General features: G+C 72.1%; 21 protein-coding genes, 1 tRNA gene and 1 pseudogene. 8 read left to right on the top strand and 15 right to left on the bottom strand.

The window, feature by feature from the left end; genetic code table 11:
- Positions 1-2: 2 nt before the first annotated feature.
- Both OG505_RS28540 and OG505_RS28535 read right to left on the bottom strand, forming a co-directional pair.
- Complete coding sequence (locus OG505_RS28540; protein WP_405429129.1) at positions 3-1,157, bottom strand: hypothetical protein; 1,155 nt, start codon at positions 1,155-1,157, stop codon at positions 3-5.
- Complete coding sequence (locus OG505_RS28535) at positions 1,154-2,095, bottom strand: transporter substrate-binding domain-containing protein (protein ID WP_405429128.1); 942 nt, start codon at positions 2,093-2,095, stop codon at positions 1,154-1,156. Before OG505_RS28535 ends, OG505_RS28540 begins: the two co-directional genes overlap by 4 nt.
- 169 nt (positions 2,096-2,264) lie before the next feature.
- Between OG505_RS28535 and OG505_RS28530 the strand changes: the two genes are divergently transcribed.
- Positions 2,265-2,606 (top strand): hypothetical protein, encoded by a 342-nt coding sequence (locus OG505_RS28530; protein ID WP_354856530.1) that lies wholly within the window; start codon positions 2,265-2,267, stop codon positions 2,604-2,606.
- On the opposite strand, the gene OG505_RS28525 is transcribed toward OG505_RS28530, so the two are convergent.
- The 7 genes and pseudogenes from OG505_RS28525 to OG505_RS28495 all read right to left on the bottom strand — a co-directional run bounded on the left by OG505_RS28525 (position 2,593) and on the right by OG505_RS28495 (position 10,721).
- Positions 2,593-4,137, bottom strand: coding sequence for a protein kinase domain-containing protein (locus OG505_RS28525; RefSeq protein ID WP_405429127.1), 1,545 nt, complete (start codon positions 4,135-4,137; stop codon positions 2,593-2,595). The genes OG505_RS28530 and OG505_RS28525 overlap by 14 nt on opposite strands.
- Positions 4,138-4,293: 156 nt before the next feature.
- Positions 4,294-4,743, bottom strand: a pseudogene (locus OG505_RS28520) (hypothetical protein); the annotation flags it as partial.
- Between the two features lie 222 nt (positions 4,744-4,965).
- On the bottom strand, positions 4,966-8,568 hold the full coding sequence (locus OG505_RS28515; protein WP_405429126.1) for an adenylate/guanylate cyclase domain-containing protein: 3,603 nt from the start codon (positions 8,566-8,568) through the stop codon (positions 4,966-4,968).
- A complete protein-coding gene (locus tag OG505_RS28510; RefSeq protein ID WP_405429125.1) occupies positions 8,565-9,395 on the bottom strand; it encodes an MBL fold metallo-hydrolase in 831 nt (276 codons plus the stop codon). The genes OG505_RS28515 and OG505_RS28510 overlap by 4 nt, the downstream gene beginning before the upstream one ends.
- A gap of 124 nt (positions 9,396-9,519) precedes the next feature.
- On the bottom strand, positions 9,520-9,981 hold the full coding sequence (locus tag OG505_RS28505) for a RidA family protein (RefSeq protein WP_007466196.1): 462 nt from the start codon (positions 9,979-9,981) through the stop codon (positions 9,520-9,522).
- A gap of 55 nt (positions 9,982-10,036) precedes the next feature.
- On the bottom strand, positions 10,037-10,192 hold the full coding sequence (locus OG505_RS28500; protein WP_007466198.1) for a DUF4177 domain-containing protein: 156 nt from the start codon (positions 10,190-10,192) through the stop codon (positions 10,037-10,039).
- A gap of 43 nt (positions 10,193-10,235) precedes the next feature.
- A complete protein-coding gene (locus tag OG505_RS28495) occupies positions 10,236-10,721 on the bottom strand; it encodes a hypothetical protein (RefSeq protein WP_405429124.1) in 486 nt (161 codons plus the stop codon).
- Positions 10,722-11,442: 721 nt separating this feature from the next.
- Here OG505_RS28495 and OG505_RS28490 point away from each other — a divergent pair.
- From OG505_RS28490 to OG505_RS28480, 3 genes are read left to right on the top strand one after another with little or no spacing between them, the layout of a single operon-like run.
- Complete coding sequence (locus OG505_RS28490; RefSeq protein ID WP_405434771.1) at positions 11,443-12,042, top strand: hypothetical protein; 600 nt, start codon at positions 11,443-11,445, stop codon at positions 12,040-12,042.
- Between the two features lie 26 nt (positions 12,043-12,068).
- On the top strand, positions 12,069-13,046 hold the full coding sequence (locus tag OG505_RS28485) for an ArsA-related P-loop ATPase (protein WP_405429123.1): 978 nt from the start codon (positions 12,069-12,071) through the stop codon (positions 13,044-13,046).
- A gap of 54 nt (positions 13,047-13,100) precedes the next feature.
- Entirely contained in the window at positions 13,101-14,252 is a 1,152-nt protein-coding gene (locus tag OG505_RS28480) for an ArsA family ATPase (protein WP_405429122.1), read from the top strand.
- A 6-nt stretch (positions 14,253-14,258) separates the two neighbouring features.
- On the opposite strand, the gene OG505_RS28475 is transcribed toward OG505_RS28480, so the two are convergent.
- Positions 14,259-14,579, bottom strand: coding sequence for a WhiB family transcriptional regulator (locus OG505_RS28475; RefSeq protein WP_007466209.1), 321 nt, complete (start codon positions 14,577-14,579; stop codon positions 14,259-14,261).
- A gap of 404 nt (positions 14,580-14,983) precedes the next feature.
- Here OG505_RS28475 and OG505_RS28470 point away from each other — a divergent pair, with 404 nt between their 5' ends.
- A complete protein-coding gene (locus OG505_RS28470) occupies positions 14,984-17,422 on the top strand; it encodes a penicillin-binding protein (protein ID WP_405429121.1) in 2,439 nt (812 codons plus the stop codon).
- A gap of 77 nt (positions 17,423-17,499) precedes the next feature.
- Here the strand turns inward: OG505_RS28470 and OG505_RS28465 are convergent, their stop codons facing one another.
- Complete coding sequence (locus tag OG505_RS28465; RefSeq protein WP_405429120.1) at positions 17,500-17,955, bottom strand: GatB/YqeY domain-containing protein; 456 nt, start codon at positions 17,953-17,955, stop codon at positions 17,500-17,502.
- Positions 17,956-17,980: 25 nt separating this feature from the next.
- Here OG505_RS28465 and OG505_RS28460 point away from each other — a divergent pair, with 25 nt between their 5' ends.
- The gene (locus OG505_RS28460; RefSeq protein WP_405429119.1) at positions 17,981-18,874 is read left to right on the top strand and encodes a metallophosphoesterase; all 894 of its coding nucleotides are present in this window, start codon (positions 17,981-17,983) and stop codon (positions 18,872-18,874) included.
- A gap of 235 nt (positions 18,875-19,109) precedes the next feature.
- A tRNA-Pro gene (locus OG505_RS28455) sits at positions 19,110-19,186 on the top strand.
- Positions 19,187-19,285: 99 nt separating this feature from the next.
- Here OG505_RS28455 and OG505_RS28450 read toward each other — a convergent pair.
- Positions 19,286-19,759 (bottom strand): hypothetical protein, encoded by a 474-nt coding sequence (locus tag OG505_RS28450; RefSeq protein ID WP_405429118.1) that lies wholly within the window; start codon positions 19,757-19,759, stop codon positions 19,286-19,288.
- 130 nt (positions 19,760-19,889) lie between these two features.
- On the opposite strand from OG505_RS28450, the gene OG505_RS28445 reads away from it, so the two are divergent.
- On the top strand, positions 19,890-21,173 hold the full coding sequence (locus tag OG505_RS28445) for an MFS transporter (RefSeq protein WP_405429117.1): 1,284 nt from the start codon (positions 19,890-19,892) through the stop codon (positions 21,171-21,173).
- A gap of 408 nt (positions 21,174-21,581) precedes the next feature.
- Here OG505_RS28445 and OG505_RS28440 read toward each other — a convergent pair whose 3' ends face one another.
- From OG505_RS28440 to OG505_RS28430, 3 genes are all read right to left on the bottom strand, one after another.
- Positions 21,582-23,288, bottom strand: a complete 1,707-nt coding sequence (locus OG505_RS28440) for a bifunctional metallophosphatase/5'-nucleotidase (protein WP_405429116.1) — start codon at positions 23,286-23,288, stop codon at positions 21,582-21,584.
- A 265-nt stretch (positions 23,289-23,553) separates the two neighbouring features.
- Entirely contained in the window at positions 23,554-24,450 is an 897-nt protein-coding gene (locus OG505_RS28435) for a lamin tail domain-containing protein (RefSeq protein ID WP_405429115.1), read from the bottom strand.
- An 11-nt stretch (positions 24,451-24,461) separates the two neighbouring features.
- A complete protein-coding gene (locus OG505_RS28430; RefSeq protein ID WP_405429114.1) occupies positions 24,462-25,241 on the bottom strand; it encodes a phosphodiesterase in 780 nt (259 codons plus the stop codon).
- Between the last annotated feature and the right edge of the window lie 68 nt (positions 25,242-25,309).

The following is a 25,309-nucleotide window of genomic DNA, read 5'->3' as shown; positions in this document are numbered from 1 at the left end:
CCTCAGCCGGGGGTGCGGCAGGCGGCGTCGATGCGGTGCACCGGGCGGACCCGGCGGCCCATGCCCTCCAGCAGCGAATCCTCGATGTGGAAGTCGTGGACCCGCAGCCGGTGCCGGGGCAGCTCCTCCTCGCTCGGGCAGAGCACCTGCGCGCGGACGAGGCCGACCGGCACGTACCGGACTCCACCCCGTTCCTGCAGGATCACCATGCTGACGTCGTCGGTGGTCACCACGTGCCCCCGTACGTCCTCGGTCGGGCCGTTCTCGGCGCCCACAGTGGTGACGGTGAGCGGGAGCACCGGTGTGCTGATCACCGGCAGCGCGGCCCAGACCAGCATGGCCAGCACCGCCACCTCGGTCAGCGACGCCAGCGGTCGGATCACCACGCCGGGCAGCGGCCCGGCGATGAACAGCGCCAACACCGGCGGCACCACGAGAAGTGCCAGCACCAGCAGCTCACCCTGCCCGGCAGCGTCGCGCAGGGTGGGCAGCAGGAACCAGCCGTACCCGGCGAGCAGCGCGGCGATCACCAACAGACGGGGTACGACCCACTCGTGCAGCCGGTCCGGACGGAGCTGGAACGCCGCCGCGAACGCCGGCAACAGCAGCGGCAGGTAGAGCAGCGGCCAGGTGAGCAGGGCGAGCAGGAAGCTCGCCAGCACGACCCAGACCGGGGTGACGTCCGCCCAGCGGGCGAAGAGCGGGCGGCGACGGGTGCCCGGGGGCAGTCGTTCCACGCTCACGGTCAGCACCGCGCCGAGCGCGAAGACGGCGACCAGCCCGGTGGAGAGCAGCCGGGCCGCGGTGGTCAGGAAGCCCGCGAGCAGGTTGACCGGCCCGACGTTGGCGACCAGCAGCAGCGTGGTCTGTAGCTCCCCGCCCGCCTCCACGCCGAGCCGGAGCACCGAGAAGATCGCCGGTACGCCCACGACCGCCGTCCAGAACGACTGGCTGGCCCGCGCCCGCCGCTCCGCCGGGTCCCACCGCACCGGCACCTGCTCGACGGCGGCGACCGGCCCGGCGGGTTCGGCCCGCGGCACCCCGGTCGGCCACCCGCCGGCGTCCACCTCGACGTGGTCGGTCGGCACGGAGGGCCGGGGCGGCGGCACCGCGCCGCCGGCGCTCGCGTCACCGGTGGCGGTCGGCACCGTGCTCACCGCCGGGGCGCCTTGTCGTCGAAGTCGACCAACTTCGGCACTTCCAGTGGCTGCGGTTGAGTCTTCTCGACGCGCAGCCACGGGCCCAGGGTCCGGTTGTACGCCGTCAGCCACGGGCTGGCCTGCCCGTTGCGGCCCTGCTGGTAACTCTTCTGGAGGAAGAAGGCGACCAGGTCACGCAGCGCCGGATCGCCGATCGGCACGCCGATGCCCAACAGCTCGCTCGTGCCGAAGGGCAGGTCGACGATCTCGAACTCCTTGGGGTACGTGGCCAGGAAGCCCGCGAGGATCGTCTCGTCCGAGCTGACCGCGTCGTACCGGCCGGCGCGGATGCCGGTCACGCAGTCCCAGACGTCCTTCACCACCAGCGCCTTGACCTGGCGCTTCTCCAGCTCGCCCTCGGTGGTGGAGCCGCCGGTGGTGCAGACCTTGTAGGCCGGGTCGCGCAGGTCCTCGAGGGTGCGGATCTTGTCCTTCAGCCGGACCGGCACCAGCACCTCCTGGGTGGTGACGAAGTACGGCCCGGCGAAGCTGACCAGCTTCTTGCGCTCCTCGGTCATCGAGAAGCTGGACACCACCAGGTCGACGGTGCCGCCCTGCAGGTACGGGATCCGGTCCTCGGTGGCCGCCGACACGAACTCCAACTGCTGCTCGCCCTCGTAGCCGAGGGAGGCGGCGATGTACCGACCGATCTCGACATCGAAGCCGACGTGCTGGCCGTTGCGGAGTTCGCCCATCAACGGCTCGTCGGTGGCGACGCCGATGCGCAGCTTCGACTGCCCGTAGATGTGCGACTCGCGCAACTTCTCCTGCACCGATGACAGGTCCGGCTCCTTCCGGCTGTCGCAGCCGGCGGCGGCGGAGAGGGTGAGGGTCAGGGCGACCGCCAGCGTCGACGCGACCGAACGGAGCCGGGACTGGGAACTGCTTACGCTCATGGGCGACCTCGCTGACGGAACAGCCTGCGGAACACCGAGAGTAGCGAGCCGAGTCCACTGCGTGTGCACGCCGACCGGTCAGATCGGCTGGTCCGTTCGATCAACGCCGATCGGCGCGGCGGATCGCCTCTCCGGTTGACAGCAGGCCCGGCCGCGACATGCTGGAGGGGTGAATCGACTGTCCAGGATCGATGCGCGGATGGTGGCGGCGGTCGCGGCGCCGGGCGCCGTCGCGCTGCTGGCCCTGCTGGTCGTTCTGCGCCGGCAGGACCTTCTCGGTGTGGTTCTCGCACTGCTCTGCGTGCTGCTGGCCATGGTCACCGCGGTCGCCGTGTCCGCCGCCCGCCAGCGCGCCGAACCCGAGCCGGCGGACCAGCCACACGCCACCGCGCCGCCGGAGTTGATGCCGTACGGGATCGACGCGGACACGCTCGACGCCCTCGACAGCAGGGACGCGTTGCGTGCGGTGCGTGACCGGGGACGGGCGCGCGGCGGGTTCAGCGACCGGTGAGAGTGGGCGCGGTGAGCGCGTCGACGCCCCGCCCCGCCAGGCACCGGTAGACCCGGTCGACGTTGCCGTCCACCGGCGGCAACACCTCCAGGTGCCAGCCGACCGGCTCGGCGATCTTCGTGGTCAGTCGGAACGTCGTGGCGCTGCACACCTGCCGTACCGGCTCGGCGGCGATCACCTCGTCGTAGGCCGCGCCGACGAGCGGCACCGGCAGGATGCCCTCGGCGTACGTCTCCCAGGTATGCCGGCCGTCGCACGGGACCCGGGCCGCCTCGGCGCGGGCGCCGCGGATGCGCACCGGGCCGAAGCACTCCAGCTCGGGCAGGCAACGGGCACCGCTGGGCAGCGCGGTCGGCGCCCCGGCGGCGGACGCGCAGCCGGGCAGCGGCCCGGTCGCCGGTGCCGCGACCTGGGTCACCGAGGGGGACGGGTCGGGCGGCGAGCCACCGCTCGCCAGCCAGGCCCCGGTGGTGGCCGAGGCGGCGAGCGCCAGCACTCCGACGCCACCGAGGAACCAGCGCCGTCGCCACCGCCGGCCACCGGGAACGCTGGGGCGGGAGTCCTCGACCGGGGGGCGGGGCGCTGGGTGGCCGGTGCCGTACAGGCCGGACCGGCTCGGGCCGCCACTGACCAGAGAACCACCGACCGGGGCACCGCTGATCGGGGAGCCGCTGGTCGGGACGCCGCTCACCGGGGCGGACGGCGAGCCGAACGGCAGGTTGGCGAGCAGGTCGTGCAGTTCGAGGGCGGAGGGCCGCTCGGCCGGGTCGTTGGCCATGCCGAAGCGCAGCACGTCGATCAGCTCGTCCGGTACGCCGGGCAGGGCGGGCAGCGGCTGGTTGAACATCTCCAGCACGGTGACCAGGCTGGGGTTGCGCTCGGACTGCCAGCGGGGCGGCCGGCCGTGCATCACCGCGTAGAGGGTGGCGCAGAGCGCGTACACGTCGACGGCCGGCGACGGCGGGCTGTGGCTGAACATCTCCGGCGGCGCGTACGCCGGGGTGAGCACCTCCAGGGTGACCGAGGCATCACGCGCCTCGGCCAGCACGGCCAGCCCGAAGTCGGCCAGCACCGCCGAGTTGAAGTGCGAGTAGAGGATGTTCGCGGGCTTCACGTCCCGGTGCAGCACCCCGGCCCCGTGCGAGTGCGCCAACGCATCCGCGATCTTGATGCCGAGATCGCGGGCCTCCACCGGGCCGAGCGGCGAGCTGCGCATCCGCTCGGCGTACGACCCGTCACAGAGTTCCATGATCAGGTAAGGGTGCTGGTCGACGGTGACGCCCACGTCGAAGAGGTCCACCACGTGCGGGTGTGACGACATCCGCCCGGCGGCCCGCGCCTCGCGCAGGAAACGGGCCTGGTCGCGCTCGCTGTCCAGCGTGCGGTTCTCGACTTTGACGGCGACCTCTCGGCCGACCGAGATCTGGGTGGCCTGGTAGACCGTGGCATAGCCGCCTCGGGCAAAGACCCGCAAATCAGTCAGACCGGGCACGATCGGCACCGGCATTCCGCCGGTCGGGGTGTCGGTCACCGCTCGAAAATACCCAACCCCGCCGGCGGCTCAGCGCGCCGCGTCCGCCGAAGCGGCACCAGCAGCGCCGGGTGCCCCTCCGACGCCTCGCGGCGCGTCGACATCGGCCGACGTGGAGGCGGCGGGCGCAGCGGGAGCGGAGGCGGGAGACGCGGGAGCGGGAACGGAGGCGGGAGATACGGCAGCGGTGTCGGCAGCGGCCGGCGTGCCCCGGCGGGCGTCCACCCGCAATCCGATCGCCGTGGCCACCGCGCCCAACCCCTCCCAGGCGGCCACGCCGAAGAACCGGTCGGGGGCGATGTCGGCCAACACGGCGATGCTGAACACGGTGAAGGTCACCAGCCGGAAGACCGCTGTGAACCGGTAGAACGCCCGCCACTCGGTGACCGTCGCGAGCAGGTAGTAGACGCCCATGTTGAACGACGCCATCGAGGACGCCAGCAGGAACGTGCCGGTGTAATCGCCAGCACCACGAGTCGCCGGCACCTCGAACCCGAGCAGACGCAGCTGCGCCTCCGGCCAGAGCAACCCGACCGCGCCCATCACCAGCGCCAGTACGCCGAAGACCGCGATGGTCCAGCCCGCGACGGAACGCGGCAGCTTCATGATGGCCTCCCCAGGCACGGCGACGGTCGCCACTGTGGACCACCGCACGGTGGTGACACGCTAGCCCCTCACCCCGACCACCACATCCCCAGAACCGCCAAAACCACCCCACCCCACCCACCCCCCACCGCGTTGATCATGAAGTTGTTGCCACCGCTACCGGCGTGTCGGCGCAATAACTTCATGATCAACGGACGGAGGGGTGGGAAGGGGTGGGTGGGGTTAGGGGAGGGTTAGGCTGGTTTGTAGGGCTTTGGCGGCTGCTCGTTCGCTGCGTTGTTCGGTGGTGTACGCGAGGCGAACCGCCTCGTCGGCGCAGGACCGGGCCTCCGCCGAGTGGCCGCAGGCCGCCAGTGCCTCGGCGAGCACGCTCGCGGCGATCACCTGACTGCGCACGTCCTCGGCGGGCGCGGTGACCGCCCGTCGGGCCCAATCCAGCGCCTGCTCCCGCTGACCGTGCGCGAGCAGCGCCGACGCGTACCGGGCCATGGTCTGGCGGCGGGAAAAGAGCAACGAGGGCGCGTTGGCGGCGGCCGTCGCCACCGGGGCGAGCAGCCCGACCGCGGTCGCCGGGTCACCGGCGGCCAGCCGCGCGGTGGCCAGCAGCACCCGGGGCGCGACCTGCGCCGGCGCCTGCGGGTTGTGCGGTTCGACGGCCGTCAGCACCGCTCGGGCGGCCTGCTCGGCGGTCTCGTGGTCGCCCATGTCCAGCGCCACGAAGCCGCGCAGCGTGCCCGCCATTCCGGTGAGCAGCGGGTGTGAGGTCTGGTCGGCGTACACCAGGGCGTCGGTGAGCAGGTCGGCCGCGTGCTCCGGCTCGCCCAGCCCACGGGCCACGACAGCCCGGACGACCAGCGCGAACCCGCGCCCCCAGTCGTCGGAGGCGGCGGCGAACTCGCGGTACGCCCGGCGGGCCTCCCGGTCGGCCTCGGCCAGCTCGCCCAACTCGGCGGTGGCGAACGCCGCGACCGCGCGCAGCGTGCCCACCGCCCACGCCTCGCCGACCCGCTCGCCGAAGGGCAGGAAGACCTGCGCCATTCGGCACGCCTCCCGCAGCCGACCGGCGAGCAGCCGGGCGAACGCGGTGGTGCCCCGCAGCCATGCCCGCCCGTACGGGTCCTTCAGCTCGGCGAAGAGCCGGGCGGCCCGGCCGAGGACGGCATCGGTGCCGGCGAAGTCACCCCGGGTCGTGGTCACCCAGGCCAGGTTCTGCAGCGACCAGGCCTGCCCACGCCGATCCTGCGCGCCGAGGCTGACCTGGTAGGCGGCGGCCAACCGGCTGCTCGCCTGGCTGAGCCGGCCGGCCACGAAGTCGCCCATGCCGAGCCGACGCATGGCGGACGCGCGCAGCGTGGGCAGCCCGCCGGCCGTGGCCACCTGCAACGCCTCCTGCCAGGCAGCCTCCGCCCGACCCTGGTCGCCGAGGGTCTGCTGGGCCTGCCCGGCGAGCAGCAGGGCGCTGACACGGGTGGCTTCGTCCCCGGCGTTCGCGGCGATCTTCTCGGCGAAGGCGAGCGCGTCGGCGACCCGGCCGATCTGCAGCAGCGCACGGGCGTGCACCACCCGGTCGATCGCCGGGATCCCGTCGCGGGCCAGTTCGCTGGCGCGTTCGGCGTACTCGACGGCGAGCGCGGGTTCCCCGGCGGACAGCGACCGGCGGGCGGCCCGGCCGAGCGCGGCGATCCCGAGCGGGACCACGGCGCGGGCCGGCGCGTCCGGTCGCAGTTTCACCGCGTCGGCGAGCGTGGCGGCCCGCTGGACGTGCATGGCGACGAAGTCGTCGCGTGTCTCCTCGGTGAACCCGCCCGCCGCGCCGGCCGTGGCCCCGTCGACGGGCGCCGCCCAGCGGGCCAGCGCGGCGTGCCGCTCGGCCAGTTCCGCCTTGCTCACCCCGGCGTACGCGGCCTCGCGCATGAGCGGGGTGGCGAACGCGTAGCCGGCACGGGTGCGGTGCAGCATGCGGCGTTGCAGCAGCTCCTCGACGGCCCGGTCGAACTCCACGGCGACCACCGCCGAGGGCCTCCCGTCGCGGCCGGCTCGCTGCTCGCGCAGCGCCTCCAGCGCGCCGGTCGGCACGGTGTCACCGACCACCGCTGCGTCCCGCAGGACGGAACGGGCGTCCGGTGGCAGCGCGTCGATGCGGGCGGCGAGGACGGCCGCGAGGTCCCGGGAGAGCAGCCGGCTGCCCAGGGAACCGGGCACGAGGCGCCAGCCGGCCGGCGTGCTCGGGTCACGATCGCCGGACGTGGGCCGCTCCGCGGTCAGCGCGCCGCGTTCGATCAGCAGGGTGACCAGCTCCGCCAGGTAGAACGGATTGCCCTGGGCGGTGGCGAGCAGCCGGTCCGCGTCGGCCGGTGGCAACTTCCCTCCGCCGAGGTAGCTGGTGAGCAGCCGGGCGGCGTCGGCGCCCCGCAGCGGCGGCAGGGAGTGCACCTCGGCGTCCGCGACGCGGGTCAGCGCGCCAGCGGTACGGACCAGCTCGGGGCGGCCGAGCAGCAGCACGAGCACCGGACCGGTGAGTCGGGAGAGGGCCAGCCCGAGAGCGCGGATGGTCTCGGGGGTGGCGTCGTGCAGGTCGTCCACCACGATCACCAGGGGCGCCTCCGAGGCGAGCCCGCTGAGCAGGTCGGCGACGGCGTTCGGCACCGCCTCGGCATCCGCGGGCGCGGCGGTGGAGCTGCCCCACTCGCCGTTGTCGGCGCCGCCGTGCGCGGGCAGTTCGGCGTAACCGAGCAGGGCGAGCAGTTGGTCGGGGGCGATCGGGGGCGTCTCGCCGCCGGAGCGGGCGAGCCGCTGACCGAGCCGGCGCAGCCGCTCCTCCACGGCCGGCCGGGTCAGCGCGGTTGCCGCGTCACTGGGCAGACCGACCGCGGCACGGACCAGGTCGGCCAACGGCGCGAGCCGGCGCCGCTCACCGAAGGCGGCGCAGCGCACCGAGAGCACCCGGGCGCCGGTGTGCGCGGCGTACCGGCCGGCGCCCACGTCGTACCCGGCGGCGAGGCGCTCGACCTCGGCGGCGAACCGGGACTTGCCGATGCCCGCCTCGGCGGTCATCAGCAGCACCCGTGGGTCACCCTGGTCGATGACCTCGGCGAGTCGGCCGGCGACCCGGCCGATCTCGGTCTCCCGGCCCACGTAGGGCGCCTCGTCGCCGAGACCCGACCGGGTGCCCGGCGCGTCCAGCAGGCCCAGCAGCTCGTACGCCTCGACCGGCTCGCGCTTGCCCTTGAGCCGCAGCGGGCGCAGCGCCCGCCAGGAGGCGACGTGCCGGGTCGCGGCGGCGGTCCGTCCGCCGGCGTAGACCGCGCCGACCGCGGCGGCGTCGGCCAGCCGGGCGGCGGTGTTCACCGTGTCGCCGATGACCGTGTATTCGATGGCCGCCTGGATGCCGGCGATGACGTCGCCCGTGTTCAGGCCGACCCGCAGGCCGAGCGGTGCGCCGCCGCCGCGCTCGTCGTCGAGCACCCGGCGGACGGCCCGCTGCATCGACAGGGCGGCCCGGACGGCCCGTTCGGCGTCGTCCTCGTGTGCCACCGGCGCCCCGAAGACCGCCATGATCCCGTCGCCGGTCAGCTTGTCGACGTGCCCGCCGAACGTCTTCACCGCCCCCGCGAGGGAGGCGAGCACCCGGTCGGTGACGGCGCCGACCCGCTCCGGGTCGAGGTCCTCCGACCAGGAGGTGAATTCGGAGAGGTCACCGAAGAGCACGGTGACGACCCGACGCTCGGCCGCCGGCAACGTGGCGGCGGCCGGCAGCGCGGCACCGCAGTTGTGGCAGAACCGTGCGCCGGGGACAGCGACAGTTCCGCACACCGGGCAGGTCACATGTGCTCCAACCCACTGACCCCCGGCGCGGATTCCCCGGTGTCGACGCCCAGATACTCCAGCTGGGCACGGACCGACCATTCCGCCGCCCACCAGAGCGAGCGGTCCACGTCGGCGTAGACCGCCGCGACCACGTCCGCGGGTGTCCGCGCGCCGGCGGCGACCGCCGCCCGGACCTGGTCGAGCCGGGCCCGGCGGTGGGCAAGATAGAAGGTGGCGGCGGCGGCGCAGTCGGCCAGCGCCGGGCCGTGCCCGGGCAGCGCCGGAATTCCGGTGTACGCGGACAGCAGCTCCAGGCTGCTCAGGTAGTCGCCGAGGTGCCCGTCGGGGTGGGCCACCACGGTGGTGCCGCGGCCGAGGATGGTGTCACCGGTGAGCACCGCGCGTTCGTCGGCGCGCTCGACCAGGAAGCAGACCGAGTCGGCGGTGTGCCCCGGGGTGTCCAGCAGTCGGATGCCCAGGCCGAAGCCGCCCAGGTGCGCATCGGTCAGGGGCGTACCGCCGATGGTGTGCGCCGGGTCGACGGCGAGGACGTGCACCCCGCCGAGCAGTTCGCTGAGCCGGGCGGCGCCCTCGGTGTGGTCGGCATGGCCGTGGGTGATCAGGATCAGCCCGATCGGGCCGTGTGCGGCGATCGCCGCCAGGTGCCCCTCGTCGGCCGGCCCGGGGTCGACGACCACCGCCGGGTCGCCCGGTGCCGCGCGCAGCAGCCAGGTGTTGGTGCCGTCGAGGGTCATCGGGCCGGGGTTCGGTGCGCGCAGCAGTGTCACCCAGCGCGGCAGCCTGTCGGCCAGCGCCGCAGTCGCCCCCGTCACGTGCCCGCTCATGGCTGCGATCGTACGACCCTGCCCGCCACGGCCCGCGATCATGCACGTTCAGCCCCTGATTCGTCCCTGTTCAGGGCTTTCCTCCGGGCCGGCGGCGCACGATCGCGGGACGGTGGCGGTGCGGTCAGGCGACCTCGACGATCAGTTCGATCTCCACCGGGGCGTCCAGGGGCAGCTCGGCCACCCCGACGGCGCTGCGGGCGTGGCGACCGGCCTCGCCGAAGACGGTGCCGAACAGGTCGGAGGCGCCGTTGATCACGGCGGGCTGACCGATGAAGCCGGGGGCCGACGCCACGAACCCGGTCAGCTTGACCACCTTGACCACGTTCTCCAGGCCGACCAGCGAGTCGACAGCGGCCAGCGCGTTGAGCGCACACCGCTGGGCCAGGTCCTTCGCCTGCTCGGCGGAGATGCCGGCGCCAACCTTGCCGGTCGCCAGCAGCTTGCCCTCGGCGATCGGCAGCTGGCCGGAGACGTACACGTGCTGACCCGACTGCACCGCCGGCACGTAGCTGGCCACCGGCGGCACCACGTCGGGCAGTTCGAGGCCCAGCTCGGCGAGCTTCGCGTGAGGCCCGTTGCTCATCGCGTCACCCCTTGATTCGCGACTGCCGGGCTCCGCTGCGCCGCACTTTCCGCGCTCACGCCTTGGGCCGCTTCAGGTACGCCACCAGCTGGTCGGGGTTGGGGCCGGGGACCACGGCGACGAGTTCCCACCCGTCCTCACCCCAGTTGTCGAGGATCTGCTTGGTCGCGTGGACCAGCAGAGGGACCGTGGAGTATTCCCACTTCTGCATCGCTGGAGGGCTCCCTCGTGGTGCGGACTTCGTCGGGCACAGCCTACGGTCCGCTGGCCGGACGAGGCGCGGGACGCTGCTCCGGCGTGGCCGGCAGCTCTCCACAGGGGCCCTCGTGCTCGTACCCCTGGGGGCAGCGCGACCGGTCGGGCAGCAGCAGGTCGCAGAAGACCCGGTGGCGGTTGTTCTGGTCGTCGGCGTTGGACACGGTGGTCTCGCCGGCGTCCAGCTCTGGTAGGAAGCCCAGCGAGTCCGCGACTCGACCGGCCAGCACGGTCGCCGAGGCCAGGTCGGGCACCCGGATCGGCAGGTGGATGACGAACCCGGGCTCGTCGTCGTCCCGCAGCCGCTCGACAGGCCGGCTCGACATCCGGACCACTTCCGGGGGCTCCGGAACCCGACGGTACGACCGCTCGTTGATGGGCAGGCCGCCGAACGTCCCGCCGGCCACCTCGCCCACGGACCCGGGCCGGTGTTGCCGTTCGTTCGTCGGGAACTGGGTGCGAGGGATATTGTCCGCGTCGCGCATGAACTGCCTCCGGTCGTACCTCTCGGACCACGCTTCCGGCCCGGACCATTCATCCGTTCCGGCCCCCCGCACCGGGACGAAGGTAGGTCTCCGATGGCAGTCCCGCCAACAGGACGCGCACGATCAGTCACCTAGAGTCACATATGTGACAGATGTCGGGCAGGAATCCCGACTGCGAGTGATCTCACGGTCTGCACGATGCACGCCAGGGCCAACACCGCGCGATAGGGGCGACACCGAACCGACGGCTGGCCGCTACCCTTCCGGTCGGACGGTCGCACAGCGCCCGGCCGCCCGCTCGATCTCGCTCGGCGCCAGGGGTGGCGGCCGGGCGCCGCACCCCCGGGGGAACGAGATGACCCAACCGCCCAGCGGCGATCAGGCCGGCCCGCGCGCTCTTCCGTCGGCGACCCCGGATCCCGCCGGTCAGCCCGAGACGCCGGCCATCCCCGGACAGCCCGACCCGACGGCCTCCGGCCAGTCCGATCCGACGCCCTCCAACCAGCCGATCCCCGGGAAACCCGACCCGATGGGGGCATCCGAAGCGGCGACCGTCCAGGAGCGACCCGGCTCGCCGACCGTCACTCAACCCGGCCCGGCCGCCCAGCCCGCACTTCCCGCCCCGGCCGCCCCGTCCGGCTCGGCCGCCCCGCCCGGCTCGGCAGTCCCGTCCGGCTCGGCCGCCCAGCCAGGCCAGCCCGCTCTGTCCGGGCAGCCCGCTCTGCCCGCGCAGCCGGGCGTGCCGACCCAGTCCGGCCCGCCCGCTGGCCTCCCGCAGACCGATGATCCGGCTGGCACGCCGCAATCTCCGGGCGCCCCGGGTGCGATCCCGCCACCCCCGCCCGGCTACCCGCCGTACCAGGGCACCGTCGCGCCGAAGAAGAAGCGCGGCCTGCTGATCGCGGCCATCGCGCTGGTCGTGATCATGGTGCTCTGCGTGGGCGGCGGCGTCGTGGCGTTCCTGACCCTGCGCAACGCCGAATCCGGCGAGGGCGCGAAGGAGCCGGCGGTCGCCGTCGACGAGTTCCTCACCGCTGTTTACAAGGACCGGGACGCGACCAAGGCCGCCAAGCACGTCTGCGCCGCCTCCCGGGACGACAAGAAGATCGCGGCCAAGGTGGCCGAGGTGCAGAAGTACGCGTCCGAGTACCAGAACCCCCGGTTCAAGTGGACCACCCCGAAGGTCGACAACCAGACCGGCGACCGGGCCACCGTCTCCACCCGCATCACCATGACCACCGCCGACGAGAAGGTGGCCGACCAGGACCTGCGCTTCACTGTGGTGCAGAAGACGGGTTGGTGGGTCTGCGAGGTCGCCTGACCGCCGGGCCTGGATAGGCTCGACGGGTGCGTGCAGCTGAGCGGCCGTCCGACCCGGCCGGTACCGGATGGTCGGCCCGCCTCCACGTGGTGACCGGCAAGGGCGGCACCGGCAAGACCAGCGTGGCGGCGGCGCTGGCCCTGGCGCTGGCCGCCGGTGGCCGGCGCACCCTGCTGGTGGAGGTGGAGGGCCGCCAGGGCATCGCCCAGCTCTTCGGCATCGACCCACTGCCGTACGAGGAGCGGCACCTCGCCGACGCGTCGGACGGCGGTGAGGTGCGCGCGCTCGCGGTGGACGCCGAGGAGGCGTTGCTCGAGTACCTGGACATGTTCTACAAGCTGGGCGCGGCGGGCCGGGCCCTGCGCAAGCTCGGCGCCATCGACTTCGCCACGACCATCGCCCCGGGTCTGCGTGACGTGCTGCTCACCGGCAAGGTGAAGGAGGCCACCACCCGCACCTCGGGGCAGCGGCGCGCGTACGACGCGGTCGTGCTGGACGCGCCGCCCACCGGTCGGATCGGCCGCTTCCTCAACGTCACGGCGGAGACGGCGCGGCTCGCCAAGGTCGGCCCGATCAAGACCCAGAGCGAGGGAGTGTCCGCGCTGTTGCGCTCCCCGATGACCGCCGTCCACGTGGTCACGCTGCTGGAGGAGATGCCGGTGCAGGAGACGGTGGACGCCATCGCCGACCTGACCGCGCTCGGTTTCGGCATCGGGAAGGTGATCGTCAACAGCGCTCGACCTCCGCTTCCGGCCGGCCCCGCGGTCACCGCCGCGGAACTCCGGCGCGGTCTGGTCGCCGCCGGGCTGCCGGCCGATCAGGACATCGTGGCCGGGTTGCACGACGAGGCGCGAGACCAGCTCATCCGGCGCGAACTGGAGGATTCGCTCCGCGCCGACCTGGTGGAGTTGGGGCTGCCGATGATCGAGCTGCCGTTGCTGCCCGACGGGGTGGACCGGGCGGGCCTCACGGCACTGGCCCGCGCCCTCGTCAGCGCCGATTGACTCACACCTGAGCTCAGCACGGGCGCATGGACCGACGCGGCCCGATACGCTCGATTGGTGCCTTCCGAAGACGCGGCGCCGCAGCTGGACGTCGACCAGATCCTCGCCGACCCGGGCGTGCGGATCGTCGTGTGCTGCGGTGCCGGCGGGGTGGGTAAGACGACCACGGCCGCGGCGCTGGCGCTGCGGGCCGCCGAACACCATGGCCGGCGCACGGTGGTGCTCACCATCGACCCGGCCCGCCGGCTGGCCCAGTCACTGGGCCTGACCGAGCTGGACAACACGCCCCGCCAGGTCAAGGGCATCGACGTCGAGGCCAGCGGCGGTGAGCTGCACGCCATGATGCTGGACATGAAGCGCACCTTCGACGACGTGGTGCTCCAGCACACCGACCCGGCGAAGGCCGCGGAGATCTTCGCGAACCCGTTCTACCAGGCGATGAGCTCGACGTTCGCCGGCACGCAGGAATACATGGCGATGGAGAAGCTCGGCCAGCTGCACGCCCGGGGCGAGTGGGACCTGATCGTGGTGGACACTCCGCCGTCCCGCTCCGCGCTGGACTTCCTGGACGCGCCGGCCCGGCTGTCCCGCTTTCTCGACGGCCGGATGCTGCGCCTGCTGCTGGCACCGGCGCGCAGCGGCGGACGGAGCATGTTCAACCTGGTCACGGCCTCGTTCGGGATGTTCTCGAAGGTGGTGCAGAAGGTGCTCGGCGCGCAGTTGCTCACCGACCTGTCCGGCTTCGTGGCCGCGCTCGACTCGATGTTCGGGGGTTTCCGGCAGCGGGCCGAGCAGACGTACCGCATCCTGCAGGCGCGGGAGACGGCCTTCGTGCTGGTCGCGGCGCCGGAGCCGGACGCGGTCCGGGAGGCCGCCTACTTCGCGGGCCGGCTGCGGGAGGAGAAGATGCCGCTGGCCGGCCTGGTCCTCAACCGCGTGCACCAACCGGTGGTCCCAGAGCTGGACGCCGAGCAGAGTCGGGCCGCCGCGGAGCGGCTGGCCGAGCTGGGTGGGCACGAGGCCACCGCGGACGTGCTGCGGGCGCACGCCGCACTGGCCCGTCAGGCGGTACGCGAGCAGCAGGTCGCCGCGCGGTTCACCGAGGCGTTCCCGGCGGTGCCGGCGGTGTCGGTGACGGCGCAGCCCGCCGACGTGCACGACGTCGACGGGCTGCGGACGATCGGCGCGGCGATCAGCCGGTCGTGACCGGCGTCAGGTGGCCGCGCTGACGAGGATCTTGTCCTTGCCAGCCTTGTCCTTGCTGTTCTTCTTCATCGCTGCCTCGAACATCTTGCGCCAGCTCGTCACCTGGGGGTGACGACGCAGCAACGCCCGGCGTTCGCGTTCGGTCATACCGCCCCACACACCGAACTCGATCCGGTTGTCCAGCGCGTCGGCCAGGCACTCGTACCGAACTGGGCAGCTCCGGCAGATCCGCTTCGCCACGTTCTGTTCGGCGCCCTGTACGAACAACGCGTCCGGGTCCCCGTTCTGACACGCCGCCAGCGACGGCCAGTCAGTGATCATGCCCATGTGTACACGTCCCCCCTTGCAGTACCTACCGACCTCGTTGCACGGCAGCCGGCAATTTCCCCCCGGTCGTCCGGCCGCCTTCCCCAAGGCGGTGCGGACGACATGTGGCGCTGTCGCCGCCATCATCATGCTCTGTAGTCGACTGATTACGCAACGTTGTCGGCGAAATCCATCATTCCGGACACTCCCGGCTTCCCGGGCTCTCGACCGCCGGTTACCCCGCCGAGGTCGGCGAAAACGCTGCGGAGCCTCCGCCGAACGGTGGAGACTCGCGCCAGGTCACACGCAACCTCGTACGGGGGGTCATGAGTTTAGCACAACGAGGGCAGCGCACGCAGGAAATGGGGAAAGAACGCCCCAGCGCCCCTCGTTCCCTACTCGCGTACCATGCCGAGGTGACCTGGATGCGGAAACGTGACCACAATGTGCTGACCAACGCCGCATCGCTGCTCATATGTGGCCTGTTGGCTGGCGTGGTGGTCGCTGCGGCGGCCTTCCCCGCGGTGGCGATGTCCGGCTTGGCCGCCAAGGCCGGCGCAGAGACATTCGGCAACCTGCCGACAGAGCTGAGTCTGCCCCGCGCGCCACAGATCAGCTACCTGCTTGCGTCCGACGGTAAGACGCCGCTGGCGACGATGTACGACGAGAACCGCCGCGACGTGAAGCTCGCCGACATCTCGCCGTACATGGTCAAGGCCATCATCGCGGCCGAGGACCACGACTTCTACAAGCACAACGGCGTCGACCTCAACGGTGTCGCCCGCGCGTTCGTGAACAACCAGAACCAGGCCGCCGGCCGCCAGGGCGCGTCGACGCTCACCATGCAGTACGTCCGGCTGGCCATCGCCTACTCGGCCACCCACCCGGCCGACGTGGTCGCCGCGACCGAGGACACCAGCGCCCGCAAGCTCCTCGAGATGCGGCGGGCCCTCCAGGTCGAGAAGGAGTTCTCCAAAGACGACATCCTGACCCGCTACCTCAACCTCGCCTCGTTCGGCAACGGCGCGTACGGCGTGTACGCCGCCAGCCAGGTCTACTTCGGCAAGCCGCCGAGCAAGTTGAAGATCGAGGAAGCGGCGCTGCTGGCCGGCATGGTGAAGGCCCCGACGACGAACGACCCGACCACCAGGAGCGGGTACCCGCTGGCCCTGGACCGGCGTAACTACGTCATCCAGAACATGGTCGGCACCAAGGCCATCACCCAGCAGGAGGCCGACGCCGCCAAGGCGACCAAGCTGGTGGTGCAGGACAAACGCACCCCGAACGGCTGCGTCGCGACCAACGTCAACAGCTGGGGCTTCTTCTGCGACTACTTCTACCGCTGGTGGATGCAGCAGGAGACGTTCGGCTCGACCCGGTACGACCGGGAGCGCCGGCTGAAGAGCGGCGGCTACACCGTCGTGACCTCGATCGACATCCAGGCACAGAGGGGCGCGGACAAGGCGGTCCGCAAGGCCAAGAAGGAAACCAGCAAGGAAGCCGCAATGGTCGCCGTGGTAGAGCCGGGCACCGGCCGGGTGCGGGCGCTCGCGGTCAACCGGCAGTTCAAGCTGGACGATCCGAAGAACCCGAAGAACAAGATCTCCAGCGACCCGGCGAAGAGCAAGCGGGGCATCAAGGGCAACTACCCGGCGACGGTCAACCCGCTGCTCACCGGCGGCGACGGCATCGCCGGCTACCAGGCCGGCTCGACGTTCAAGATCTTCACCATCGTCGCGGCACTGGAGAAGGGCATCCCGCTCAGTTACCAGTTCAACGCGCCGCAGCAGTTCAAGTCGGAATACATCATCGACAGCAGCAGCTCGGCGGCGTGCCCCGGCACCCACTTCTACTGCCCGACCAACTCCGGCAAGAAGGCCGGCGGCGTGCAGAACATGTGGAGCGCCTTCGCCCAGTCGATCAACACCTACTTCGTGCCGCTGCAGCAGCAGGTCGGCGCGGAGAACGTGGTCGACGTCGCCAAGCGGGCCGGCATCCAGTTCCGGGCCAGCAACGACGCCAAGTTCGCCGCCACCAAGGACTCGGCCCACCAGTGGGGCGCCTTCACCCTGGGCGTCTCCTCCACCACCCCGCTGGACCTGGCCAACGCGTACGCGACGCTCGCGGCGGACGGCAAGTACTGCGAGCCGATCCCGGTGCAGGAGATCCGCGACCCCGAGGGCAACAAGCTGGACATCGCCAACCCGCGCTGCGAGAAGCGGTTCAGCACCGACGTGGCCCGCGCCGCCGTGGACGCCGCCCGCTGCCCGGTCGGCGACAACTCCAAGACCAGCAATTGCGGCGGCAGCCGTACGGCCGGCAACGTGCGAAGCGACGTCGACGCGCCGGTGGCCGGCAAGTCCGGCACCACCGACTCGGAGAAGACCGCCGCCCTGGTCGCGATGACCAAGCAGTACGCGGTGGCCGGCATCATGGCCGACCCGGACTGGCCGCAGACCAACGTCAAGATGAAGCACAAGGAGAAGGACGGCATCAACCCGCCGGTCTGGGAGACGCTGCGGGACGCCATGAAGGGCAAGCCGCGGATCAACTTCGAGCCCCCGGGCCAGAAGATCTCCGAGGGTGACCAGCGCAGCATCCCCGACGTGAAGTGCCAACCGGTGGAAACCGCGAAGTCCCGGATCAAGGGCGCGGGATTCGAGGCGATCGTCTCCGACGCGAAGGTCGCCTCGACCTGCCCGGCGGGCACGGCCGCCGGCACCAGCCCGGACGGGCGCACCATCAAGAACGGCATCGTCACCATCCAGATCAGCGCCGGTGGCGGCACTCCGCCCGGCACCAACAAGCCGGCAACGCTCGGTGGCACCCCCGGTCGACCCGGCAACGGCCGCCCGAACGGCTGAGCCGACGAGCAGGACACACGAACGGGCGGGCACCCACTGCGGGTGCCCGCCCGTTTTCGTCGATCCGGACCAGCGGGTCAGAGACCGAGCTGTCGGCGTACCTCGGCGGCCACCCGACCGCCCTCGGCCTGGCCGGCCACCGCGGACTGGGCCGCCTTCATGGCCGGGCCCATCTGGGCCTTGCCGGTGAAGCCGCCCGCGGCCAGCGCCCCCGCGACCAGCTCGGTCAGCTCGGCATCGGAGAGCTGCTTGGGCAGGTAGCGGTCCAGCACCTCACCCTCGGCGGTCTCCTTCGCGGCCTGCTCGACGCGGCCCGCGTCGGCGAAGGCGGTCGCCGCCTCCCGACGCTTCTTGGCCTCCTTGGTCAACACCGCGAGCACCTCGTCGTCGGTGAGCTCACGCTTGGCCTTGCCGGCGACCTCGGCGGTGCCGACGGCGGCCAGGGCCATCCGCAGCGTGGAGGTGGTCAGCTCGTCGCGCGCCTTGAGCGCGGAACGCATGTCGGCGGTGAGGCGGTCCTTCAGCGTGCTCATGGACGGTCAAACTACCCTGAACGCCATGCGAAAGCGCACACTATTCCGCCTTGCCGCCGGAACCGCCGCGGTCGGCGCGACCACACTCGCGTACGCGTCGCTCGTCGAGCGCAACATGTTCACCCTCCGGCGGTACGACGTGCCGATGCTGCCGGCCGACGCGGAGCCGCTGCGCGTGCTGCACCTGTCGGACCTGCACATGATGCCCGACCAGGCGCGCAAGCAGCGCTGGGTGGCGTCGCTGGCCGCCCTCGACCCGGACCTGGTCGTGGTGACCGGCGACAACATGGCCCACCCGGGGGCGGTGCCGGGCGTGCTGCGGGCGCTGCAACCGCTGCTGGACTACCCGGGCGCGTTCGTGTTCGGCTCGAACGACTACACCGGGCCGGTGCTGAAGAACCCGTTCAGCTACTTCCTGCCCGACCGGGAGTACACCGAGGGCGTCGACCTGCCCTACGAGGAGCTGCGCCAGGTGTTCACCGGTGCCGGCTGGGCGGACCTCAACAACGCCCGGACCACCCTCAAGGCCGGCGGCCGGCAGCTCGATCTGGTCGGCGTGGACGACCCCCACATCGACCGGGACGACTACCCGGCGGTGGCCGGCGAGGTCTCCTCCTCGGCTGACCTGTCCATCGCGCTGACACACTCCCCCGAGCCACGGGTGCTCGACCAGATGGCAGCCGACCGCTTCGGGCTCCTGCTGGCCGGGCACACCCACGGCGGACAGGTCTGCGTCCCGGGGTACGGGGCGCTGGTGACCAACTGCGGCCTGCCCCGCTCGATGGCACGTGGGCTGCACCGGTGGCCGGGGTCGGACTCCTGGCTGCACGTCTCCGCCGGCCTCGGCACCCACCCGACCGCACCGATCCGCTTCGCCTGCCCCCCGGAAGCGACGATCCTCACCCTGATCCCCCGCTGACCCGTCGTGCCGCGCCTCCCGGCCGCACCTCACCGCCGCCCCTCACCGCCCGCCCTGCCGTCGCCCCAAGATTCGCGCAGTATCGGGGATGTTGCTGCCTCGCCGTGCCGGGAGGCAGCAACATCGGGGAAGTTGTGCGGATCTTGGCGACTCCGGGCGCGATTCGGCCGGGTCGGGCGGCGGGGTACCGAGTTTGACCATCGGAGCGGGTGGGCTACTATTTGTCGGCACGCCTCGGGGTGTGGCGCAGCTTGGTAGCGCGCTTCGTTCGGGACGAAGAGGTCGTCGGTTCGAATCCGGCCACCCCGACCAGAGGTAAGAGGGCACATCCGATCCATGGATGTGCCCTCTGGTGTTTGCTGGCGAGGATCCCGGCCCACGGCAACAGGCGGGCCGGGACTGCCCGCGCGGTCAGTCCTGCCGTTCGGTGCGCTCGATCTCGGTGAACGCGGCAGCCAGATAGTCGTCCAACGGCACGCCCGTCACCACCAACAGGTCGGCCACGAGCAGCGGGGCGTGCCGGGCCAGGGCGGACGCGTCCGGCGGCGACTCGTCGCCCTCGGGGTCGTACACACCGAGCGCTCCGGCGAGCAGGACGAGCACCACGTGCGGATCGACATCGCGACGCCACCGCGTCGCGTTCTGCACGCAGCGTGTCAGCACCTGACGGATGTCGTCGCCGGCCAGCCCCTCCGGGTGACCCTCCTCAAGCAGGAGCCGAACCACCGTTCCGAGCACCAGACCGGACCGGTCGTCGGCCGCGAGATCGGCGACCGCCTCGTCGTACGCCTGATTGTCGCGGGCCTGGGCGGCGGCGACGGCCGCTGTGGCGGTCACCGCGATGGCGCGGGCGGTAGCGGGCAGGTGTCGCCAGGTGCCGGTCATCGGGCCAGCATCGCAGACCCGGCGGACACCGACGATCGCCGTGGGGTTGGTCACGCGGCGGCCCCGGGAACAGCGTCGCCGCTGCAAAACGGTTCGCGGGGCGTCACACCCACCGAACAGAATGCCGGTCATGTTGCGTCGCGCCCTACCCCGCCGCCCGGAAGCTCGCCGGCTCCTCGTCGGCACCCTGCTGTCGGCGATCGGGCGCGGCCTCACCCTGCCGTTCCTGTTCATCTACCTGACCGACGTGCGGGGGCTCACCGACACCCGCGCCGGTCTGGTGATCGGCTGGTACGGCGTCGTCACTCTGGCGTTGTCGCCGCTGGGCGGGACGCTGATCGACCGGTTCGGCGCGCGCCGGGTGGTGGTGCCCTGCCTCGTGATCGAGGCGATCGGCACCGGTTCGCTGGCGCTGGTCCACTCGACCGGCTCGGCCCTGCTCGTGATGACGGTGATCGCCGTCGGCAGCTCGGCGATCTGGTCCGGGCAGAACACGATCCTCGCCTCACTGACCGACGACGGTGAGCGGCAACGCGTCTTCGGGCTGAACTTCGCGCTGCTCAACCTCGGTATCGGAATCGGCGGCATGACCTCCGGCGCGATCATCGACACCGAGCGGCCGGTCACCTTCCAGGCGGTCTACCTGCTGGACGCGGTGAGCTACCTGATGCCGGCCCTGATCCTGCTGACCCTGCCCGGTGTCGGGCACCGGCTCGGCGCGGTCCGGCACGCCGATCAGCCGTCGTCGGGCGGCTACCTGACCGTGCTCCGGGACCGCCCGTTCCGCCGGCTGGTGATCTTCGGTCTGGTCCTCACCACCTGCGGGTACGCCCAGATCGAGGTTGGCTTCGCCGCGTACGCCGTGCGGGTCGCCGAGGTGAGCCCGCGGGTGGTGGCCTGGGCGCTCGCGGCGAACACCGTGACGATCGTGCTCGCCCAACTCCTGGTGATCCGTCGGATCGAGGGTCGCAGCCGCACCGTCGCGCTGGCCCTGGTCGGTGCGGTGTTCGCCACCGCCTGGTTGGTCCTCGGCGCCGCTGGTCTGGTCAGCACCGGGGGCGCTGTGCTCGCCGCGCTGTGCGTGGTGGCCTGCTCGGCGATCTTCGGTTTCGGCGAGACGATGCTGTCGCCGGTGATGCCGGCGCTCACCAACGCGCTGGCCACCGACGAGCTACGCGGACGGTACAACGCGATGAGTTCGATGATCTTCGGGGTCAGCGGGGTGATCGGCCCGGTCACCGCCGGTCCGCTCATCGGTGCCGCGGACGGCAGGGTCTGGGTGGCGACGGTGGTCGGTGGCTGCCTGGTGGCCTCAGTGGTCGCGCTCTCTCTGCGCCGGCTACTCACCCCCGCCCAGGACGGCCGGGTGACACCAACCCCCACCTCCCCCGAGCGGACCCCCGCCCCCGCCTGACCCGCACTCCGCACGGGCACGCGCACCCGCACCCGCACGGGCACCCGCCACCCGCCACCCGCGTCCCGCACCAAGATCCGCGCCCCGCACCGGGCAGCCGGCAGCCGGCAGCCGGCAGCAAGACGCGCACAACTTGGCTGATGTTGCTGTCTCCGACCCGCGGGAGCAACATCAGGGATGCTGCGCGGATCTTGCTCGCGGATCTCGCCACCGCCGCCGCAAGATCGCGCTCGATCCTGGATCGAGTGGCATCCGCGCGGCAGGAGGCCACTACTTCCATGTTCGAGCGCGATCATGCGGCCGACCCAGCCGGGCGAGCAGACGAACGGGCGGGGCAGGGCACCAGGCAGGGACGGGTCGGGCCCCGGAGCGGATGCTCCGGGGCCCGATCGTCGCGGGGTACGGCCGTCAGGCGGCGGGGACCTCGGCGGTGGTGCGGATCCGGTCGAGCGTCGGGGCGGAGACCGGCGACTTCGCGGTCAGGTACGCCACGAACGCGTCCAGGTCGATCAGACCGGTGACCAGGTTCGTCCCGCCGGTTAGGGCGCTGAAGCCGTCGCCGCCACCGGCCAGGAAGTTGTTCACCGTCACCCGGTAGGTGGCGGCGGTGTCGACGGCGGTGCCGCCGATGGTGAGGCTGCCCCGTACCACGCGGGTGCCGGCGCACGGGTCGGCGACGGTGCCGGTGGTGCCGGCCGGGTCGACCACGTAGCCGACGGTCGACGACGGGTACAGCGTCCGGCCGGTGACGAACTGCTGTTCCAGTACGCAGTAGAGCTGCGCACCGGTCAGGTCGAGCGTCACCAGGTTGTTGGCGAACGGCTGTACCGTGAACGCCTCCTCGTAGGTGACCGGGCCGGCGTTGAGGTCGGCCCGGACCCCGCCCGGGTTCATGAAGGCGGCGACCGCATTCTGCTCGTCATCGGTGGCGGCGAGCTGCGCGTCGGCGATCAGGTTGCCCAGTGGCGACTCGCCCAGGGTCGTACCAAAGAGGGTTTCCTGGGTCTTGGTGATCGCGGTGGTGGTCTCGCCGACCTGGCGGTCGGCGACCGGGCCGAGCACGGTCTTGTACCGGTCGATCAGCGCGGTCTGCTTCGGGTCCTTGGCGACGTCCCGGGTGACGACGACGTTGTTCGCGGCAGCGGAGATCACGTCACCGGACCGGCGATCGATCTTCAGGTCGATGTCGGTGACCAGGCGGCCGAACGAGCTGGCGCTGGTGACCAGCTTGCCGTTGATGTTGCAGTTGTACGCCTGGTGGGTGTGGCCGCTGACGACCACGTCGATCGACGGGTCCATCCGGTTGGCGATGTCCACGATGGGCCCGGTCAGGCCGACGCAGTCGTTGATGCCACCGGTCGCCGCCTGGGCGCCACCCTCGTGCAGCAGCACGACGATCGTCTCCACGCCCTTGCGGCGTAGCTCGCGGGCGTACCGGTTGGCGGTCTCCGCCTCGTCGGCGAAGGTGAGGCCCGCGACGCCCTGCTGGCTGACGATCTGCGGGGTGCCCTCCAGGGTCATCCCGATGAAGCCGACCTTGACGCCCTGCACCTTGTGGATGGCGTACGGCGCCATGAGCGGCTTGCCGGTGGCGGTCTTGAAGGCGTTGGCGGACAGGTACTTGAAGCCGGCGCCCCGGTACGGGGTGCCGTCGGCGCAGCCGTCCACCGGGTGGCAGCCGCCGTTCTGGATGCGCAGCAGCTCGGCGGCGCCCTCGTCGAACTCGTGGTTGCCGACGCTGGCGTAGTCCAGCCCGGCCATGCTCAGTGCCTCGATGGTCGGTTCGTCGTGGAACGCGGCGGAGAGCAGGGGGGACGCGCCGATCAGGTCACCGGCCGCGACGGTGATGGTGTTCTTCTTCTTGGCGGCGGCGCGCAGCTCGGCCAGGTGGGTCGCGAGGTATTCGACGCCTCCGGCGGTCTGCCCGGCGATGGTGCCGCTGGAGCCGCTCGGGGGTTCGAGGTTGCCGTGGAAGTCGTTGAGCGCCAGCAGGGTGACGTCGACCGGCTTCGGTCGCGCGTCGGCCTGCTCGGGGGTGGTGGCGACCGCGCCGAGCGCTGCCACCGCGAGCGCGGTCAGGCCGACAGCGGCCCGACGCATCCCGGGTATGGACATGGAACTCCTCGTGAGAATCGGCGCGTGCGGTGCCCGGCCTGTGGGTCGAGCGGCCGCTGTCGACGCCGTCGGAAGGATCGATCACGCTTGGCGGCGGTTGGATCGTCGCCCGCCCGGCAGCCTCTCATCCGGACGCTCACCCGTCGAGCCGAGCAGCACAGCAGAGCTGCGAATACACCGATTGGTCCACCATCGGTCACCGACCAGATCTCCTCCATCGACGTCCGCGGCGGACGCCGCAGGTCGACCGGCGGCGTCCGCTTGCTCAGCAGGAGGTGTAACTGCCCTTGCTGCCCCAGGAGCAGGAGTCGATCTGCTTCCCGGCCGAGTCGCGCAGGTACGCGCTGTCGCCGGTGTTGTTCCAGATGTACGCACCGGATCCCCAGTAGCGGTGGGTCGAGGTGTTCCGGCCCTTTCCAGTGTGGATGTAGACACTCGCTCCGGCGGCGAGGCGGACGTCGCCACTGAAGGTGTAGACATGGCGCGCCTTGTCCCGCAGCGTCCAGGACTTCAGGTTGATGGTGCTCGACCGCCGAGTCGTCACCGCGTCGGGCGGCCAGCCGGCGGCGACTCCGGGGCGCTGTGCCAGGTAGTCGGCGATCCGCTCGGCGGGCCAGTCGTGTGACTCGCGCAGCCCTCGGGCGATCATGCGCAGGTAGGCCGGTGCCGGTGGCCGGCACCGCACGGCCGACGCCGGCTCGGGGGCGGTGAAGGTGAGCATCGGAACGCCGGCGCGCAGCCCGGGGCAGATCAGGGTCTCGTAGCGGCCCGGGCCGAGCGTCGCCCGCCCCTCGGCGACGGCGGTGTCGACCGCCGCGCCCGTCGCCGGGACGAGGTCGGCGGTGTCGCCCGTCGGCCGGTACATCTCCTGGGCGGCGATGTCGGTGAACTGCTCGATGGTGACCAGGTAGGCCCGCGCGGCGGCCTCGCCCGGCAGCTGCGGGTCGTAGAACGCCATCCCGCCGGTCCACGCGCCGGACTCGCCGGCGAAGTAGATCCCGCCCGGCAGCCACACCGGCGCCGACCGGCTCGGTGGGCGGGGGTCGCGGCAACCCGGGTACGTCCGCCGGCCGCCGGGCGGGCAGCCGCCGACGACGTACCAGGCCAGCCGGGCGGCGTGCATGTTCGAGCCGTACGCGACGTACCAGACGGTGCCGGGCATGGGCGGTGCGATCAGAAGCCGCAGGTCTGGCCGGCCGAGTGGCTGACCTGCACGATGTGGGTCACGCAGCCGCCGGGCTCGATGCGGTGCAGCAGGAAGGCGGTCGGCTCGGCGACCCAGCCGATCACCTCGTCCGTGGCCATCGTGAGGGTGCTCTGCTTCCAGGTGCTGGGCGCCACGGTGAGCACCGTGCCCGCGTACCCCGTGGTGACCGGGCGGTGCAGGTGCCCGGCGGCGACCCGCACGACGTGCCGGTGCCGGCCGATCACCTCGGCCAGCGCGGGCCCGTCGGCGAGCCCGATGGTGTCCGCCGCCGGGATGCCGACCGCGACCGGCGGGTGGTGCAGGAAGATCGTGGCGGGCACGTCGGGCCGACCGGAGAGCACGCCGTCGAGCCAGCCGAGCTGCTCCTCGCCCAGGTTGCCGCCGCCGCTGCCGGGGGTGAGCGAGTCGAGCACGACGACCGTCGCCGCCTCGTGGTCGACGTGGTAGTAGGCGGAGAATCCGCCGCCGAGCCAGGGTGTGCCGCCGAACGCGTCGAGCAGCGACTCCCGGTCGTCGTGGTTGCCGGCGGCCAGGTACACCGGCAGCGGGAATCGGCCGATCAGGTCGCGCAGCGCGGCGTACTCGTCGGGTCGGCCGTGGTTGACCAGGTCGCCGGTGATGACCACGCAGTCGGGTCGCGGGCGTAGGGCCAGCACCCGGCCGAGCGCCCGGTGCAGCCCGGCGGCGGGCTCGGCGGCGAGCAGGCCGGTGGTCACGTGCGGATCACTGAGCTGGGCGATGAGCATGAGTGCTCGCCTCCTCGGCGACGGGAGTTCCACGCTATCGCCCGCCGCTTCTTCCCACAGGCTGCGTC

Origin of the sequence: Micromonospora sp. NBC_00617 (assembly GCF_045161355.1) — a bacterium.
GTDB lineage: Bacteria > Actinomycetota > Actinomycetes > Mycobacteriales > Micromonosporaceae > Micromonospora.
Note: the sequence above shows the minus strand (reverse complement) of the source record. Positions and strands in the feature narration are given on the sequence as shown.

Excerpts from the sequence above, each read along its gene's own strand:
- OG505_RS28535 (WP_405429128.1), bottom strand. The coding sequence starts at position 2,095 with ATGAGCGTAAGCAGTTCCCAGTCCCGGCTCCGTTCGGTCGCGTCGACG.
- OG505_RS28510 (WP_405429125.1), bottom strand. The coding sequence starts at position 9,395 with ATGAGCGGGCACGTGACGGGGGCGACTGCGGCGCTGGCCGACAGGCTG.
- OG505_RS28505 (WP_007466196.1), bottom strand. The coding sequence starts at position 9,981 with ATGAGCAACGGGCCTCACGCGAAGCTCGCCGAGCTGGGCCTCGAACTG.
- OG505_RS28500 (WP_007466198.1), bottom strand. The coding sequence starts at position 10,192 with ATGCAGAAGTGGGAATACTCCACGGTCCCTCTGCTGGTCCACGCGACC.
- OG505_RS28495 (WP_405429124.1), bottom strand. The coding sequence starts at position 10,721 with ATGCGCGACGCGGACAATATCCCTCGCACCCAGTTCCCGACGAACGAA.
- OG505_RS28475 (WP_007466209.1), bottom strand. The coding sequence starts at position 14,579 with ATGGGCATGATCACTGACTGGCCGTCGCTGGCGGCGTGTCAGAACGGG.
- OG505_RS28470 (WP_405429121.1), top strand. The coding sequence starts at position 14,984 with ATGCGGAAACGTGACCACAATGTGCTGACCAACGCCGCATCGCTGCTC.
- OG505_RS28465 (WP_405429120.1), bottom strand. The coding sequence starts at position 17,955 with ATGAGCACGCTGAAGGACCGCCTCACCGCCGACATGCGTTCCGCGCTC.
- OG505_RS28460 (WP_405429119.1), top strand. The coding sequence starts at position 17,981 with ATGCGAAAGCGCACACTATTCCGCCTTGCCGCCGGAACCGCCGCGGTC.
- OG505_RS28450 (WP_405429118.1), bottom strand. The coding sequence starts at position 19,759 with ATGACCGGCACCTGGCGACACCTGCCCGCTACCGCCCGCGCCATCGCG.
- OG505_RS28445 (WP_405429117.1), top strand. The coding sequence starts at position 19,890 with ATGTTGCGTCGCGCCCTACCCCGCCGCCCGGAAGCTCGCCGGCTCCTC.
- OG505_RS28440 (WP_405429116.1), bottom strand. The coding sequence starts at position 23,288 with ATGTCCATACCCGGGATGCGTCGGGCCGCTGTCGGCCTGACCGCGCTC.
- OG505_RS28435 (WP_405429115.1), bottom strand. The coding sequence starts at position 24,450 with ATGCCCGGCACCGTCTGGTACGTCGCGTACGGCTCGAACATGCACGCC.
- OG505_RS28430 (WP_405429114.1), bottom strand. The coding sequence starts at position 25,241 with ATGCTCATCGCCCAGCTCAGTGATCCGCACGTGACCACCGGCCTGCTC.